This is a genomic window from Pseudarthrobacter quantipunctorum (assembly GCF_045291495.1).
GTDB lineage: Bacteria > Actinomycetota > Actinomycetes > Actinomycetales > Micrococcaceae > Arthrobacter > Arthrobacter quantipunctorum.
The window spans coordinates 558,262-573,700 of sequence record NZ_CP148033.1; the positions used below are offsets into that span (position 1 = coordinate 558,262).

General features: G+C 66.0%; 12 protein-coding genes. 4 read left to right on the top strand and 8 right to left on the bottom strand.

Annotation, left to right across the window (positions count from 1 at the left end):
• Nucleotides 1-7: 7 nt before the first annotated feature.
• From WHH00_RS02560 to WHH00_RS02575, 4 genes are all read right to left on the bottom strand, one after another.
• Complete coding sequence (locus WHH00_RS02560) at nt 8-1,834, bottom strand: ABC transporter ATP-binding protein (RefSeq protein ID WP_406636256.1); 1,827 nt, start codon at nt 1,832-1,834, stop codon at nt 8-10.
• The gene (locus tag WHH00_RS02565) at nt 1,831-3,651 is read right to left on the bottom strand and encodes an ABC transporter ATP-binding protein (RefSeq protein WP_406636258.1); all 1,821 of its coding nucleotides are present in this window, start codon (nt 3,649-3,651) and stop codon (nt 1,831-1,833) included. The genes WHH00_RS02560 and WHH00_RS02565 overlap by 4 nt, the downstream gene beginning before the upstream one ends.
• Nucleotides 3,652-3,783: 132 nt before the next feature.
• Complete coding sequence (locus WHH00_RS02570; protein ID WP_406636260.1) at nt 3,784-4,731, bottom strand: metallophosphoesterase; 948 nt, start codon at nt 4,729-4,731, stop codon at nt 3,784-3,786.
• A gap of 6 nt (nt 4,732-4,737) precedes the next feature.
• Nucleotides 4,738-7,071, bottom strand: a complete 2,334-nt coding sequence (locus tag WHH00_RS02575; protein WP_406636262.1) for a transglycosylase domain-containing protein — start codon at nt 7,069-7,071, stop codon at nt 4,738-4,740.
• Nucleotides 7,072-7,108: 37 nt separating this feature from the next.
• On the opposite strand from WHH00_RS02575, the gene WHH00_RS02580 reads away from it, so the two are divergent.
• The 3 genes from WHH00_RS02580 to WHH00_RS02590 are packed head-to-tail and all read left to right on the top strand — an operon-like array spanning nt 7,109 to nt 8,726.
• Nucleotides 7,109-7,264, top strand: a complete 156-nt coding sequence (locus WHH00_RS02580) for a DUF4177 domain-containing protein (RefSeq protein ID WP_003797879.1) — start codon at nt 7,109-7,111, stop codon at nt 7,262-7,264.
• Nucleotide 7,265: 1 nt separating this feature from the next.
• The gene (locus WHH00_RS02585; protein ID WP_400515026.1) at nt 7,266-7,799 is read left to right on the top strand and encodes a RidA family protein; all 534 of its coding nucleotides are present in this window, start codon (nt 7,266-7,268) and stop codon (nt 7,797-7,799) included.
• Nucleotides 7,800-7,814: 15 nt separating this feature from the next.
• Nucleotides 7,815-8,726, top strand: a complete 912-nt coding sequence (locus WHH00_RS02590) for an NUDIX hydrolase (RefSeq protein WP_406636265.1) — start codon at nt 7,815-7,817, stop codon at nt 8,724-8,726.
• Nucleotides 8,727-9,022: 296 nt separating this feature from the next.
• On the opposite strand, the gene WHH00_RS02595 is transcribed toward WHH00_RS02590, so the two are convergent.
• Nucleotides 9,023-9,700 (bottom strand): Crp/Fnr family transcriptional regulator, encoded by a 678-nt coding sequence (locus WHH00_RS02595; RefSeq protein WP_013602309.1) that lies wholly within the window; start codon nt 9,698-9,700, stop codon nt 9,023-9,025.
• A gap of 263 nt (nt 9,701-9,963) precedes the next feature.
• Here WHH00_RS02595 and WHH00_RS02600 point away from each other — a divergent pair, with 263 nt between their 5' ends.
• A complete protein-coding gene (locus tag WHH00_RS02600) occupies nt 9,964-11,148 on the top strand; it encodes a MarP family serine protease (RefSeq protein WP_350002993.1) in 1,185 nt (394 codons plus the stop codon).
• 12 nt (nt 11,149-11,160) lie between these two features.
• On the opposite strand, the gene aroQ is transcribed toward WHH00_RS02600, so the two are convergent.
• The 3 genes from aroQ to WHH00_RS02615 form a co-directional block, all read right to left on the bottom strand.
• A complete protein-coding gene (gene aroQ / locus WHH00_RS02605) occupies nt 11,161-11,622 on the bottom strand; it encodes a type II 3-dehydroquinate dehydratase (RefSeq protein ID WP_406636268.1) in 462 nt (153 codons plus the stop codon).
• A gap of 85 nt (nt 11,623-11,707) precedes the next feature.
• Nucleotides 11,708-13,912 carry an alpha-galactosidase gene (locus tag WHH00_RS02610; protein ID WP_406636269.1) on the bottom strand — a complete coding sequence of 735 codons (2,205 nt, stop codon included), beginning with the start codon at nt 13,910-13,912 and terminating at the stop codon, nt 11,708-11,710.
• 168 nt (nt 13,913-14,080) lie between these two features.
• Complete coding sequence (locus WHH00_RS02615) at nt 14,081-15,421, bottom strand: ABC transporter substrate-binding protein (protein ID WP_406636272.1); 1,341 nt, start codon at nt 15,419-15,421, stop codon at nt 14,081-14,083.
• Between the last annotated feature and the right edge of the window lie 18 nt (nt 15,422-15,439).

The following is a 15,439-nucleotide window of genomic DNA, read 5'->3' on the forward strand; positions in this document are numbered from 1 at the left end:
AGCGGCTTCAGACCAGCGAGTCCTTCCAGGCGCCATGCAGGTCCGCAAAGCGGCCGCCGCCGCCAATGAGTTCGGCAGGGCTGCCGTCCTCCACGATCCGGCCGTCGTGCACCACCAGCACCCTGTCAGCGGTCTCCACCGTGGACAGCCGGTGGGCAATGATCAACGCCGTCCTGCGGGCTGCCTCCGTGCCCGCCAGGAGCCGTGCCAGGCCCTGCTGCACCAGCCTTTCGGAGGGGATGTCCAGGGAGGACGTTGCCTCGTCCAGGATCAGCACGGCCGGACGTGCCAGGAACGCCCGGGCAAAACTTATGAGCTGCCGCTGCCCTGACGAGACGCGTCCGCCGCGCTTGTTGACGTCGGTGTCGTAGCCTTCCGGAAGTTCCAAGATGAAGTCGTGGGCGCCTACGGCTTTGGCCGCTTCCTCGATCTCAGCCCGGGAAGCCTCGGGGCGGCCCAGGGCGATGTTGTCCGCCACCGAGCCGCTGAACAGGAATGCCTCCTGGGTGACCATAACAATGTTGCGGCGCAGGTCCGTGGTGCCCAGGTTGCGTACGTCGACGCCGTCCAGCGTGAGGGAACCGGAGGAGACATCGTAGAAACGCGCAATGAGCTTCGCCAGAGTGGACTTGCCCGCGCCCGTCTGCCCCACCAGGGCAACAGTCTGGCCCGCGGGAATGTGCAGGTCCAGGGTAGGGACGATCACTGGGCCGTCGCCGTAGCGGAACTCCACGCCGTTGAAGTCGATGGCTCCCTTGGCCTGCTTCAGGGGGACGGGGTTCTTGGGCGGGCGCACCGTCGGCACCTCCTCTAGGAGCCCCGACACCTTCTCCAGCGCGGCCTGCGCGCTCTGGAAGGAGTTGTAGAACATGGCCATCTGGTCCACCGGCTGGAAGAACCGCTTGGTGGAAAGGATGAGTGCCAGCAGCACACCGACCTCCAGGTCACCTCCCAGGACGCGGAAGCCGCCAAAGAGCAGCACCACAGCCACGCAGACGTTGCCGATCAGCACCAGCCCCGGCTGGAAGATGCCGTTGAGGTTGATGGAGCGGACGGTGACCCGCCGGTAGTCCTCGGCGAGCTGGCCGTAACGGCCGGAGTTTTCCTGCTCCTTGCGGAAGGCCTTGACGGCGCGGATGCCGGTCATGGTTTCCACGAAGTGCACAATGAGCCGCGCGGAGACCACGCGGGATTCGCGGAAGGCGATCTGGGAGTGCTTCTGGTACCAGCGGGCCAGGAAGAACATGGGCACGCCGGCGGCCAGCACCAGCAGGCCGCTCCGCCAGTCCAGGGCGAACACGGTGATGGCGGTGAAGACCATGAACAGCATGCCTGACGCCAGCGAGCTGACGCCGGAGTCCAGGAGTTCACGAAGGGCCTCGAGGTCCGAGGTCTGCCGGGCGATGATCCGGCCCGACGTGTACTTTTCGTGGAACTCAAGGCTCAGCCCCTGGGTCTGGCGGAAAACCCGAAGGCGCAGGTCCAGCAGCATGGCCTGGCTGAGCCTCGCGGTGGAGGTGACGTACAGGGCCGTGAGCCCCGCCGTCGCAATGGCCGCAAGGAGGTAGGCGGCACCTGTGAACACCAGGGGTGCGTTGTCCCCTGCCTGCAGCGCAGGCAGGGCCCGGTCGATGCCAAAGGCGATCAGCGCCGGGCCAGCCACCCTTGCCGCCTGGGAGAGGACCACCATGGCGATGGTCAGCCAGAACCGGAGCCGCACCGGGCGGATCAGTGACCGCAGCAGTGCCAGCGACCGCCGTCGGACGGCCCTGCTGTCACTCTTGCTGAGGTGGGCATTGTCTTCATTGGCAGTGCCGAAGGAGGCGGTGCTCATCGGGTGACCCCCGCTTCCTTGATAGCCGCTTCTTCCTTGAGGTCCGAGAGTTCCGAGTCCAGGTCCCGGGGTTCCTGGTCCAGGCTCGCAATGACGTAGCGGTAATGGTCATTGCCCGCCAGCAGTTCCGTGTGGGTTCCGACGGCGGTGATCCGGCCTTCCTCAAGCAGCGCCACCCTGTCCGCGAGGGCTACGGTGGACGGCCGGTGGGCGACGATCAGGGTGGTGGTGTCCTTCAGGACGGCACGGAGCCGGGTCTCCACCAGTTCCTCCGTATGGACGTCCAGGGCTGAGAGCGGGTCATCCAGCACCAGCACGCGGGGCCGGGCCGCGATTGCCCGGGCAAGGGCGATCCGCTGGCGCTGCCCGCCGGACAGGCTCAGGCCTTCCTCGCCAATGAGGGTGTCCAGGCCCTCCGGCAGGGAGTAGGCGAAGTGTGCCCGGGCCACATCCAGGGCTTCCTCCAGGACGGCCTCGCTGCGGTCCGGGGCGCCGAGCAGCACGTTGTCCCTGACGGAGTTCGAGAACAGGGTGGTGTCCTCGAAGGCCACGGCCACGATCCGGCGCAGCTCCTCCACCTCAAAGTCCCGCAGGTCCACGCCGTCGATGCTGATGAAGCCGCCGGTGACGTCATACAGCCGGGGCACCAGTTGGATGAGTGCGCTCTTGCCGCTGCCCGTGATGCCCACCAGGGCCATGGTTTCACCAGGCCGCACGTCCAGGCTGACGTTCTCCAGGATGGGCTTGTCCGGGGCATCCTCGTAGGCAAAAGTGGCGTTGTGGAATTCGAGGGCGCCCGCGAGGTTGTCCGGCCGGCGCGGCTCCGGGGGACTGGTGATGGTGTTGGGGGAATCCATGACTTCGTAGTGGCGGTCGACGGCGGTCTTGGCAGTGAGTGCCATGGCCAGCAGCATGCCGGAAAATTCCACGGGTGAGGCAATGACGGCCGCCGTGGCAAAGAACGCCACCAGTGCGCCGATGCTCAGTTGCCCGCTGGCACAGAGCATGATGCCCACCACCAGGCCTGCGCCCAGGGCAAGCTCCGGCAGGAGCGTGACCACCATGGTGAACATGGCCTGGTGGCGCGCCTTGTCGATCTCTGTTTGGCGCAGTTCTTCGGCTTGTTCTTCGAAGTTTTCCAGTGCTTCCCGGCTGCGGCCGAAGGCCTTGAGCACCCTGATGCCGTGTACTGACTCCTCCACCGTGGTGGCCAGGTCACCGGCCTGGTCCTGGCTGCGGCGGGCCACCTTGCTGAAGCGGGTGCGGAAACGGAAGCTGTACGCCATGATGGGCACGGCTGCGGCCAGGAAGATCAGGGCGAGCTGCCAGCTCATGGCGAACATGACCGCAATGCCGATGATTACGGTGAGCGTGGTGACCACCAGCATGATGGCGCCAAAAGCCATCCAGCGGCGCAGGAAGTTGAGGTCCGTCATGGCGCGGGACAGGAGTTGGCCTGAGCCCCAGCGGTCGTGGAAGGAGACCGTCAGCTCCTGCAGGTGGTCGTAGAGCGACACACGCATCCGGGTTTCCACGGTGGTGGCCGGGTTGATGACGAACTGGCGGCGGAGTGCCACCAGTCCCGCCTCCGCTATGCCCAGGACCAGGATGACTCCGGCTGACACCCAGATGGCCTCCGTGGCGCCGCCCGGCTGCAGCGACTCGTTGACCAGCACCCGCAGGACCTGGGGGATTGCCAGGGCAACGATACTGGCCAGCAGCGCACACACGAGTCCCAGCAGGAGCCGTGGAATGATGGGCCGGACATGGGGATAGAGACGTCTGATCGATCGAAAAAATGATGATTGCTTGGCCATGCCCGCTTCTCAAGCTCTAAAACGAATGTAGTTTCCCGTAGCAACTACCCTATGCCATGGACGTGAGGCGGTTCACAGGAATTTAGACGTGATAAACAGCTTGGCCAGTTATTGCGGGTTGTAATGCTTGGATCAGCCGCGGGAGGTGAGGGTCAGCAGGACGGCCTCGGGTCTGCAGGCGATCCTTACTGGGGCGAAGCGGGAGGTGCCGATGCCGCCGGACACGTTGACCGGCGTCGTCCTTCCATCGCTCTCCCAGTCATTAAGCCCTTTTGCCCGCCAGGTGGGAAGGTCGCAGTTGGACACCAGCGCGCCGTAGCCCGGGATGCAGATCTGGCCCCCGTGCGTGTGGCCGGCGAGCAGGAGATCGGCGCCGTCCTCGGTGAAGTGGTCCAGCACCCGCTGGTAGGGCGCATGGATGACGGCCACCTTGAGGTGGTCCGCGGCGTCCTGGCTTACGGTTCCCCGGGGCCACCCGGCGTACTTTTCGCGCTTCAGGTGGGGGTCGTCCACCCCGGAAAAGTCAAAGCGGATACCGTTCAGCACCAGGGACTGGTGGCGGTTGGTCAGGTCAATCCAGCCGGCCATACCGAAACCTGAGCGCAACCGGGGCCAGTCAAGCATCTTGGGCTTGGGCTTTACCTTGGAAGGCCCCAGCAGGTACAGGGCGGGGTTCTTCGGGCTCGGGGCGAAGTAGTCGTTGGAGCCCGGGACAAAGACCCCGGGGAACTCCATGAGCGGGCGCAGCGCGGCCAGGACTGGGTCAACGGCTTTGGGGTGGCTGAGGTTGTCGCCGGTGTTGGCCACCAGGTCCGGCTTGAGGTCGGCCAGCGACTGGAGCCAGGCTGCCTTCTTGTTCTGGCCGGTGATGAAGTGGATATCGCTCAGGTGAAGGATGCGGAACGGGTCATGTCCCGGCGGCAGGATGGCCAGCGTCTCCTCGCGGAGGACGAACTGGTCCTTTTCCCACAGGCCATACCCGAAGGCGGCTGCCGCGGCGGCGGCGCCGGCCCCGGCAGTGACGGCCAGGCCGCGTCCAAGGGTGCGGGCGCGGCTGGCCAGCGTAGTAGTCGAGGTCATCGGCGGCTAGCCGTTGCCGTTTCCATTGCCATTACCGTTGCCGCTGTTGGTCGGCTGCGGGGCAGGCTCGGTCGCGGCAGGTGCTGAGGGCTCAGGAGCGGGCGCCGGTGCTTGGGTGGCCGGAGCCCGCGTTGCCTGCGGCGTGCTGGTGGCCGGTGTGCGTGTGTTGCCGCCACCGTTGATCATGCTGCTGGGCGGGGCGGGGAACGGCTCGGTGCCGTAGGCAGGTGCAATCCGGGACATGAAGTTCGAGAACATCGGCCCGGCAATCATGTAACCGTCAATGCCCGGGTAGAACTTTCCGTTCACCGTGATGTTCTGGCCCGGTCGGTTCTGGGCACCCAGCGGATCACCAAACCAAGCCGCGGTGGCCAGGCCGGTGGTGTGGCCAACAACCCACGTCGATTCGTTCATGTTTGACGTACCGGTCTTGGCGCCGATGGGGAAGCTGGTCCGGGTGGAGATCCGTGGCTGGATCAAGGAGCCGGAGCCGCGGTTCAGCACTTCCTGGAGGGCGTAGTTCACGCCGCGGGCAACCTCCGGCTTGACCGCATCCCGGCAGCTGCTGGACTGCGCCGGCAGCGTGGCACCGGTCTGGTCAGTCACGGCTGTGATGGCGATGGGCTCGCAGTACTTGCCATCGTTGGCGAACGTTGCGAAGGCGCTGGCCATGGTCAGCGGAGCCGTCTGGGTGGAACCCAACAGGTTGCCCAGCATGGACATATTGATCTTCGGGTTGGGCTCGCCGTCGGCCGGCAGTCCGCCATGAAGTCCGGTCGCATCCACGATCTTCTGGATGCCGCAGAAGTCCAGCTGCGCCGCCGAAGCGAAGGTGACGGTGTTGATGGAGTTGTAGAGGCCTTCAAGGACGGACAGCGGACGGTACCACTGGGGTTCTGCGTTCTGGAGGTCGTCGGCGGCGCCAAGTGACTTTTCCGCAGTGTTGTAGGCGCCCGTCACCTGGCCGCAGGAGTTGCGCCATTTGAAGTTGAGCGGGTAGCGGCGCTGGGCGGCATTGACCACGGTGTTCATGGACTTGCCCTCCTCAAGCCACTGGGCGAAGGTAAACGGCTTCATGGTGGAGCCGGGCTGGGCGCCGCCCAGGCCGTTGAGGTCGTTGCCGTCCTTGTCCAACTTGTCCACGTTGAAGTTCACCTGCGAATCGAAGGCGCCTTCGGCCGGAAGGAAGGAGGTGTTCTGGGCCATCGAGACGATCTTGCCGGAGTTGGGCTGCACGGAAACCATGGCGGCTCCCCACTTGTCCGGGTTGGCGCCGGCGGAGGCGTTGACCTGCTCCTGGGCTACAGCCTGCGCGTTCGGATCCAGCGTGGTGGTGATGGTCAGGCCGCCGCCGTATATGAGCCGAAGGCGCTCCTCGCGGTCTGCACCGTATGCGGGGTTGTTTTCCAGCAGGTGCAGCACGTAGTCGCAGAAATACGGGGCGGTTGACGCATAAGCGCAGCCCTGCCGGGCAGGAGTGACCTTGGTTTCCACAGGGGTGGCGACGGCGGCGTCGTGGTCTGCCTGCGTGATCTTGCCCTGGTTCAGCATCAGGCTCAGCACCAGGTCGCGGCGCTGCTTGGCGTTCTCGGGGTTGGTGATGGGGTCGAACGCGGAAGGGCTGTTGACCAGGCCGGCCAGCAGCGCGGCCTGCGGGAGGGTGAGGTCCTTGGCGGTGGTGCTGAAGAAGAATCTGGACGCGGCTTCAATGCCGTAGGCGTCGCGGTTGAAGAACACGATGTTCAGGTAGCCCTCAAGGATCTGCTCCTTGCTGAACTCCTTTTCCAGGGCAATGGCGAGCTTCATCTCCCGGAGCTTGTCGCCCACGCCCTTGTTCACGCCGTTGAGCTTGATGTCCTCGTCCCTGCCCTCGGCGGCGAGGTTGGAGTTGAGGACGTTGTTAACGTACTGCTGGGTGATGGTGGAGGCGCCCTGCCTGTTGCCGCGCGCGGTGCTGACCAGCGCACGCAGGATACCTGTGGTGTCCACGCCGCCATGCTCGTAGAACCGGCTGTCCTCGACGGCGATGACAGCTTCCTTCATGAACGGCGAAATCTGGTCCAGGGCAACCTTGGTGCGGTTCTCCTTGTAGACGCTGGCGATCTCGCTGCCGTCCGCAGCCAGGATCCTGGTGGTCTGGTTGGGCGGGTCAACCTTAAGCTCGTCCGGGAGGGTGTCGAAGAACTCGATCGAACCGCTGGCTGCGCTGCCTGAAACGGCCGCCGCAGGAACCAGCAGGCCTGCTACCAGGACACCGCAGATAGCACTCACGCCAAGGAAAACCAGGATTTTTCCGAGGGTGGTGGCAGTGTCGAATAATGGGTTCGTACGAGTCGCCATGTTTTCCACTTTACCGGCAAGGACTAGTCTTTCTCTCATGACCAAATGGGAGTACGCGACGATTCCGCTCATTATTCACGCCACAAAGCAGATTCTTGACCAGTGGGGAGACGACGGCTGGGAGCTGGTCCAGGTTGTTCCCGGACCTGACGGCAACGGCCTGGTTGCCTACCTCAAGAGGGAGAAGCAGTAGCATGAGCACCTCCGCACAGGCCCAGCCCGGCGCAGCTGACGCCCCGGTTTCCGCTGTTGAGCAGCGGCTCGCTGACCTTGGGCTGACCCTTCCGGAAGTGGCTGCGCCCGTGGCCGCCTACGTTCCGGCAGTGGTTTCCGGCAGCCACGTGTACACGTCCGGACAGCTGCCTTTTGTTAATGGCAAGCTGCCGGCAACAGGAAAAGTGTCGGCAGGGACCGAAGGCTACGCCGACGAGCCCACCGTTTCCCCCGAGGACGCGCAGCGGTTTGCGGCCATTTGCGCCGTCAACGCCCTGGCGGCCGTCAAGAGCGTTATCGGCGATCTTGACCGGATCACCCGCATCGTCAAGGTTGTGGGATTCGTCTCCTCCGATCCTTCCTTCACCGGCCAGCCCGGCGTCATCAACGGAGCCTCGGAACTGCTGGGACGCGTCCTGGGTGATGCCGGCCAGCACGCACGTTCCGCCGTCGGCGTTTCCGTGCTTCCCCTCGACTCTCCCGTTGAGGTCGAACTGATTGCCGAATTCAGCTAGGACCGGTCGTTTCCCTTGCCTCACCTCGCCCGACGGCTCTTTGCCCTTCCCCAGGACCTTGAAGGGGCGGCTCAGAGCTGGCTCGAACACGGCGAACGGACCCCGCGGGCAGCACGCCTTGCCTCCTCGGTAGTGCTGCTGCGGGACTCCCCAACCGGCCTGGAAACCTGGCTGGCCTACCGCCCAGGTTCCTCGCCGCTGGGCGTCCTGGCGTTTCCCGGCGGCTCCCTGGACGCGGCCGACGACGATCCCGTCCCCTGGCTGGGCCCGTCACCACAGCATTGGGCTGAGCAGATGGGAACGGACGACGTCGGGCTGGCGCGCCGCCACGTGCTGGGCGCCATCCGCGAACTCTTCGAGGAGACCGGCCTGCTGCTGGCCGGCCTCGACATGGCCAGCACCGTGGAAGCGACATCAACCCCGGAATGGATGCGGGCCCGCGTGGCCGTCGCCGAGCAGGAGAAGACGTTCCCGGAGATTCTGGCCAAGCGGGGGCTGTCCGTCCGGACGGACCTTCTCAAATCCCTGGTCAACTGGCGCAGTCCCGATTTTGCCCACCGCCGGTTCGACACCCGGTACTTTGCGGCCACCGTCCCCCTGAACCAGCAGCCCACCCTGCTGGAGGGCAAAGGCGTGTGGGGCCGGTGGGTCAATGCCGCCGACGTCATCGCCGAACGCCACACCACAGCCCTGGGCGACGAAGTTGGCCAGGAGAACACTGTTGGCCGGACGCTGGGGGAGCTCCTGGTCCCCGGCTCCGAGATCATGCTCGAGAAGATGGCCGCAGCCAACGGCTGCATCGCCTACCTCAGCTACAAGCGCAAGGCCCACGTGTACCAGCCGGTCCTGGTTGAAGAAGCCGGCAACCTCATGCTGGAGGTTGAGGCCGCAAAGACCACGGCGGACGACCCCCAGCGCGAACGCTAGATTCCGGTTACCGGGCGGCTTCCCGGCCCCGACGCTCTCGCACTTGATGCCGGTTCTGCCCGGACGCTCTTCCATTTGATGGGGGTTCTGCCCAGACGCTCTCTCACTTGATGCCGGTTCTGCGCGGCCGCTCTTTCACTTGATGCCGGTTCTGCGCGGCCGCTCGCGCACTTTCCGCAGGATGCACGAGAGAGCGTTTCGGGGAAGCCCGCATTAAGGGAGAGAGGGTTTCAGTAGGGACGCAAAAGGCCGGCCCCTTGTGAACTGCTCGGGGGCCGGCCTTTCGCGGTGTGGAATTAGCGGGAGCGCTGGCGGAGGCGCTGCATGTCCAGGATGACGACGGCGCGGGCTTCCAGCCGCAGCCAGCCGCGCTGGACGAACTCTGCGAGGGCCTTGTTGACGGTTTCGCGGGAGGCGCCAACCAGCTGGGCCAGCTCTTCCTGGGTGAGCTCGTGGGCGACCAGGACGCCGTCCGTTGCCGGGCGGCCGAAGCGGTCGGCAAGGTCTAGGAGCGCCTTGGCTACGCGGCCCGGGACGTCGGAAAAGACGAGGTCGGACAGCGAATCGTTGGTGCGGCGGAGCCGGCGGGCCAGGGCCTGCAGGAGCTGCGCAGAAACCTCGGGGCGGGTGCGGAGCAGCGTGTTCAGGCTCTCGTTCTTGAGGCCGGCCAGCCGGGTTTCCGACACTGCGGTTGCGGTGGCGGTGCGGGGGCTCGGATCGAAGAGGGCCATTTCGCCGAAGAGTTCGCCCGGGCCCAGGATCGCCAGAAGGGATTCGCGTCCGTCAGGAGACGTCCGGCCGAGCTTCACCTTGCCGGAGACGATGAAGTAGAGCTGGTCACCTTGGTCGCCCTCGCGGAATACCGAAGCGCCGCGGGACAGGTCCACCTCGGTGAGCTCGTCCGTCAGCAGACGGAATGCGTCGTCGTCGAGCGTGGCGAAAAGGGGTGCTCGGCGCAGTACCTCGATGTCCATGAAATCTCCTGAATAAAAGTGTCGGCTGTGGCGCTTGTGCCATTGTTTCAGAATTTTCAAGGTTCTGTGACGAACTTGGCAGTCAAAACGCCCTGATACGGGGCGGCAACGCCACCACCGGCGGCGTCACAGGACGTCGCAGGGGCGGCCGGGAGGTGGGGAGGGAGCCGCCCCAAGCGGGCCTGCCACAAGGGGCGGGCTGTCCAGAGAACTGTCAGTGACCCCCACTAGAATGGGGATTCAACTGTTAATAAGGAGCCTTAGTGGTCGGCTTGACTGTCCTGGACCTGATCCTGATCCTGGCGCTGCTGTCATACCTGGTTTACGGCCTGCGCAACGGATTCCTGGTGACGGCGGGCGGCATCGCAGGGTTTGCGGCCGGGGCCGTGGCAGCCTTCTTCGCGGTCCCCCTGGTGAGCGGCTTCGTTGAGGACTCCGGATGGAGGCTGACCGCCATCGTGGCGGCCGCCGTCGTGCTGGTGGTCCTGGGGCACGGTTTGGGGACCATGGCAGGGCGGCAAATCCGCGGCGCCGTGCGGATCAGGCCCCTCCGGGCGGTGGACCGGCTGGTGGGCGGGGCCGTGAACGTGGTGGTGTCCGCGCTGGTGATGTCCATGCTGGCCTTCAGCGTCAGCTCCCTGGGTGTGCCGTTCGTGTCGCAGCAGCTGGCCGAGTCCAAGGTCATCCGCTTCATCGATGGACTGACGCCCGTTCCCGTCAAAGCGACCATGGCGCAGCTGCGCTCCACCGTGATCGGAAACGGCATCCCCACGCTGCTGGAGGGCCTGGAACAGGGGCCTGCAGTGCCCGTGCCGAACGCGAGCACGGACACTCCCGCGCTGAACCGGGCCGCGGAATCGGTGCTTAGGATCGCCGGGACCGCGTACCAGTGCGGCCAGAACCAGACGGGTACGGGGTTTGTGGTGTCCGAGGACCGGGTGGTCACCAACGCGCATGTTGTGGCGGGCGTGTCGCAGCCGGTGGTGGAAATGCCCGACGGCGGAGCGATGCCAGGGCGGGTTGTCTACTTCGACACGAAACACGACCTTGCCGTGCTGGCTGTGGACGGCCTGCAGGCAAGCGCGCTGCCGTTGAGCCAGGACCTTCCTGGCGGCAGTCCTGCCGCCTTCGCCGGCTATCCCCACGGCGGCCCCTTCCAGTCCAAGCCAGCCACAGTGCAGGACATCACCACGGTGCTGGTGCCGGACATCTACGGCAACAACGCCTCGCCCGAGGAGATCTACCGGCTCGCCGGGGACGTGCAGCCCGGAAATTCTGGCGGGCCGCTGCTGACCATGGACGGCCAGGTGGCAGGAGTGATTTTCGCCAAGGCGACGGCGGACACGGAGATGGGATTTGCCATCACCATGGATGACCTCACTCCCGTGGCCTCGCAGGCGGCGTCCCTGTCAGCGCCAGTGTCCTCCGGCCAGTGCATCCAGAAGTAGCAGCTTCAGCGGCTAGAGGACCTCTGCGAGGTAGTCGATGGCCAGCCGGTACCCCAGAACGCCTGCGCCCACTATGACGGCTGAGCACACGGGGGAGAGGTAGGAATGGTGCCGGAATTCTTCGCGCTGGTGCACGTTGGTGATGTGAACCTCGACGGCGGGAAGCTGCACGGCGGCGAGGGCGTCCCGGAGGGCCACGGAAGTGTGGGTGAAAGCGCCGGCGTTGATGACGATGCCCGCGGCGTTGTTCCGGGCTGCGTGGATGACGTCGAGCAGGACGCCTTCGTGGTTGGACTGCACGCATTCGACGCTGAAGCCGCGAGCCTCAGCGGCTGCGGCGGCCAGCTGCTCCACGTCGGCCAACGTGGAGGTGCCGTATTTTTCCGGTTCACGGGTTCCCAGCAGGTTCAGGTTTGGCCCGTTGATCACCAGGATGGTGCGGCCGGCAGCAGAGTCTGTGGAGGCTTCAGTCATGGATGCCAATCTATCGGCTGGCGCCCGGGTGCCGCGCATTCTTACGCAATGCGCGGCACCCTGCCTGGACTCCGGGCCGGGCGGCCTAGAGGGCCGTGAACTTCAGCAGCAGTGCGTGCTCGGGGTTGAGGTTGGGCATGGGCAGGCCCACCTCGGCCAGGAAGCGCCCGGTGGCCACCGCGCCGTCAGCCAGCCACGCCGGCGGCTGCACCTGGGTGTAGTTGTGGCCGTAATCGGCGTCTTCCGGAGTGGGGAAGACCGCCTCGACCCGGTACCCTCGCCCTGCCTCCAGCCCGGGAATGACGATCCTGCCCGGCTCCTCCGCTGCGGAGGTGCGGGTGCTGACCAGGGCGAACAGGGCCGCCGTCGTGCCTGCCGCCACAGGCGTGCCTTCCGCCGCATCGGTGACGACGCCGTGCAGCAGCAGGGCATCGCCCGCAACGTCCGCGTGGACGCGGCGTCCGCTGTGGAGGAGGCCGCGGTGTTCCTTGAACAGGTTGATGAAGCGCTTGAGTTCGTCCCGGTCCTCGCCCTGGACGCCGCGGATGTCCCATTCCATGCCGAAGTGGCCGAACAGCGCGGTGATGGCACGGAAGGACAGGTCGTGGGTGCGGGCGGTGGTGTGCGAAGTGGTGGGCCCGATGTGGCTGCCCACCAGCTCCGGCGGGACCACGGCGCCGGTCCAGCGCTGGATGGTCTGCCGCTCCAGCGCATCGTTGCAGTCCGAGCCCCAGATGCGGTCTGTGCGTTCGAGGATGCCCAGGTCCACGCGCGCGCCGCCGGATGAGCAGGATTCAATCTCGACGCCGGGATGGGCCTTGCGGAGTTCGTCGAACAGCCTGTACGCGGCAAGGGTCTGTTCGTGGACGGAGGAGCGGCCGGCGTGGCCGTGCTCCAGCAGGTCCCGGTTCTGGTCCCACTTGAGGTAGCTGATGTTGTTCTCGCTCAGGAGCGCGTCGATGCGGCTGTAGATGTACTGCCACGCCTCAGGGTTGACCAGGTCGATGATGTGCTGGTTCCGCCACTCCAGGGGCAGGCGGCCGCCGTCCTTGTGCTGGACGGCGGACGGGCCGACGATCCAGTCCGGGTGCGCCCGCGCGATGTCGGAATCCAGGTTGACCATTTCCGGCTCCACCCACAGCCCGAACTCCATGCCGCGGGAGGTCACGGCATCGATGAGCGGGGTCAGCCCGTTGGGCCACAGGGTCTCGTCGACGTACCAGTCGCCGAGGCCGGCGTGGTCGTCCCGGCGGCCGCGGAACCATCCGTCGTCGAGCACGAAGCGCTCCACGCCAAGATCGGCCGCGGACTCAGCCAGTTCGATCAGCGTGTCCAGGTTGTGGTCGAAGTACACCGCCTCCCAGGTGTTGAGCACAACGGGGCGCGGCTTCCCGGCGGGCAGGCCGGTGGAGGCAGCAGGCAGCACGTGGTGCGGGCGGGACCGGAACCAGCTGTAGAAGGCGTCGGTGATCCCGTCCAGGCCGTGGTCGGAGTAGGCGGCGAACAGTGCCGGGGCGGTGTAGCTGCCACCAGGCTCGAGGATGACCTCGGCGGGGCCCAGGAGCTCGGAGCCGCCGATCATGGTCCGGCCGTCGCCGATGGTGTCCGCGAACTGTTCGTGGTTGCCGCTCCACGCCAGGTGGGTGGCCCAGACCTTGCCGTGCCGGTTGCCGAAACCGGCGGTGCCGGCGGCGAACAGGAGGGAGGAATCGTGTCCGGTGCGCCCGTGCCGGCCGGTCCGCACCCAGGTGCCCTGCTGGATGGCGCGGCGCTGCGGGTGCCGTTCCCGGCACCAGCGGCCGGTGAGGTCAAGGAGTTCGACGGCGTCCGGCGCCACCGGGAGGACGGTCGCCAGTTCGTCGAGCTGGTACGGCGTGGTGCCGTCGTTGGTGACGGTGTGCCGCATTTCCAGCAACCCGCCGTCGTGAAGTTTGAGGGTGGACTCGACCGTAAGACCGGCGTCCGGGTCCGATTGGACGATGACTGCGGAGCCGCCGTCGGAGCCTGCTGTGACAACGCGGAGGCGGGCCGAGAAATCAAGGCCGGAGACGCCGTCGGCAGTCCGGGAACCCCGCAGGGCGGCACGGCCGCGCCAGGAGGATGACGCCTGGGGGAGGAGGGCTGCGGGGACTCGTGCGTCGATAGCGGAGTGGGGGACCGGAGCGGTCAGGATGGCCAGGTCCGGCAGGGCCGGGCCCAGGTCTGCGCCCCAATGGACCACCTCGGCCTCTCCGCTGTCGAAGCTGATCACCAGGCTGGTACCGGCGGAACGGAGGTGGAGGGGGTCCATAGGATCTCTTTCGTCATCGTGCTGTACATCTGGAGGCGCTGGAGCGTCCTACGCTTCAAGCCAGGGGAGGGGAAAGGAGGGCTGGATGCCGCCGTCGCGAGGAGGGGACGGCGGCGTCCAGCCCAGTGGCTGCGACCACAAACGCAGCCACGGTTTGGGGGCCAGTGCCTACTTGAAGAGGGCGTTGACCTGTTCGTTGGCCTGGGTCAGTGAGCTGGCGGGTGCCTTGCCAGAGACGACCGCGTCCATAGCCGGCTCCATGATGCCCTTGACCTTGGCGGTGTTGTCCGTAATGGGGTACAGGAACGTGGTCTTGTTCTTGACGTGCTCGGTGAATGCGGTGACGTCAACACCCTTGGCCTGGAACGCTTCCGCTGCCTTGTCCGAGGACGCCTTGAGCGCGGGGAACACCACGGCCTGGGAGGCTACGACGTCCTGGCATTCGGCCGAGGCGAGGTACTCAACCCACTTGAGGGCGGCGTCCTTTTTCTCGGTTCCTGCCCAGATGGAATCCGCCAGGCCGTTGAACATGGAGGCGCGCTCACCCTCGGGACCCACCGGGGTCGGGGCGATGCCCACCTCGATGCCCTTGTAGCCGGTGTACTGGCCGATCATCCAGGAGCCGTGCGCGTTGATGGCGGACTTGCCGGCAGCAAAGGTGTCCGCCATGCTCGCGCCGACGGTGGTCTCAAGCTTGGGCATGTAGCCCTTGTCCGCCAGCCCGGCGAACCAGTCCATGCTTTCCTGGAACTTGGGATCGTCGTAGTTGTACTTGGTGCCCCACGGGTTCTTGTCCGTGTGGGACCAGCCGGTGGTGTTGGTGAGGTAGCTCCATTCGGTCTGGCCGGAGGAGTCACCGCCGCCGTTCAGGCCCAGGCCGTAGACGTCCACGTTGTTCTTGTCGAAGCCTGGCTCATCGCCGCGCTTGCCGTTCTTGTCCACGGTCAGGTGGGCGATGACCTTCTCGTAGCTGCCGCCGTCCTCGGGGTTCCAGGTGAGGTCCTTCATCTGGTCCTCGGTGATGCCGGCGGCGCTGAGCATTGCCTTGTTGTAGAACAGGCCGATGGTGTCCCAGTCCTTGGGCAGGCCGTAGCGCTTGCCGTCCTGGCCCACCCAGAGGTCCGCGAGGCCCTCGTTGTAGGCGGAGAGATCGATGTTGTCCTTTTCGACGGCGTCGTCGATGGCCAGGAGCTGCTTGTTTTCGGCCAGTTCGCCGTAGCGTCCCAGGTGGTTGGTGAAGACGTCCGGTGCGGTGCCGCCAACAAAGCCGTTGGTGAGGGTGGACCAGTAGTCGTCCCAGCCGCGCTGGGTGATCTTGACCGTGATGTCCGGGTTCGCCTTTGTGAAGCCGTCGGCGCACTGCTGGTAGGCGGGCAGCTGGTTGGCGTCCCACAGCCAGTAGCTGATCTCGCCCGTGGCGCTTTTTTCGGAGGAGGAGGATCCGCTGCAGGCAGAGAGGGAGAGTGCCATAGCTGCGGCGACGGCGACGGCGCCGAGGGATTTCTTCATGGTTCTACTTTCCGTTCG

Coding starts and splice junctions, on each gene's coding strand:
- WHH00_RS02560 (WP_406636256.1), bottom strand. CDS start 1,834: ATGAGCACCGCCTCCTTCGGCACTGCCAATGAAGACAATGCCCACCTC.
- WHH00_RS02565 (WP_406636258.1), bottom strand. CDS start 3,651: ATGGCCAAGCAATCATCATTTTTTCGATCGATCAGACGTCTCTATCCC.
- WHH00_RS02570 (WP_406636260.1), bottom strand. CDS start 4,731: ATGACCTCGACTACTACGCTGGCCAGCCGCGCCCGCACCCTTGGACGC.
- WHH00_RS02575 (WP_406636262.1), bottom strand. CDS start 7,071: ATGGCGACTCGTACGAACCCATTATTCGACACTGCCACCACCCTCGGA.
- WHH00_RS02580 (WP_003797879.1), top strand. CDS start 7,109: ATGACCAAATGGGAGTACGCGACGATTCCGCTCATTATTCACGCCACA.
- WHH00_RS02585 (WP_400515026.1), top strand. CDS start 7,266: ATGAGCACCTCCGCACAGGCCCAGCCCGGCGCAGCTGACGCCCCGGTT.
- WHH00_RS02595 (WP_013602309.1), bottom strand. CDS start 9,700: ATGGACATCGAGGTACTGCGCCGAGCACCCCTTTTCGCCACGCTCGAC.
- aroQ (WP_406636268.1), bottom strand. CDS start 11,622: ATGACTGAAGCCTCCACAGACTCTGCTGCCGGCCGCACCATCCTGGTG.
- WHH00_RS02610 (WP_406636269.1), bottom strand. CDS start 13,912: ATGGACCCCCTCCACCTCCGTTCCGCCGGTACCAGCCTGGTGATCAGC.
- WHH00_RS02615 (WP_406636272.1), bottom strand. CDS start 15,421: ATGAAGAAATCCCTCGGCGCCGTCGCCGTCGCCGCAGCTATGGCACTC.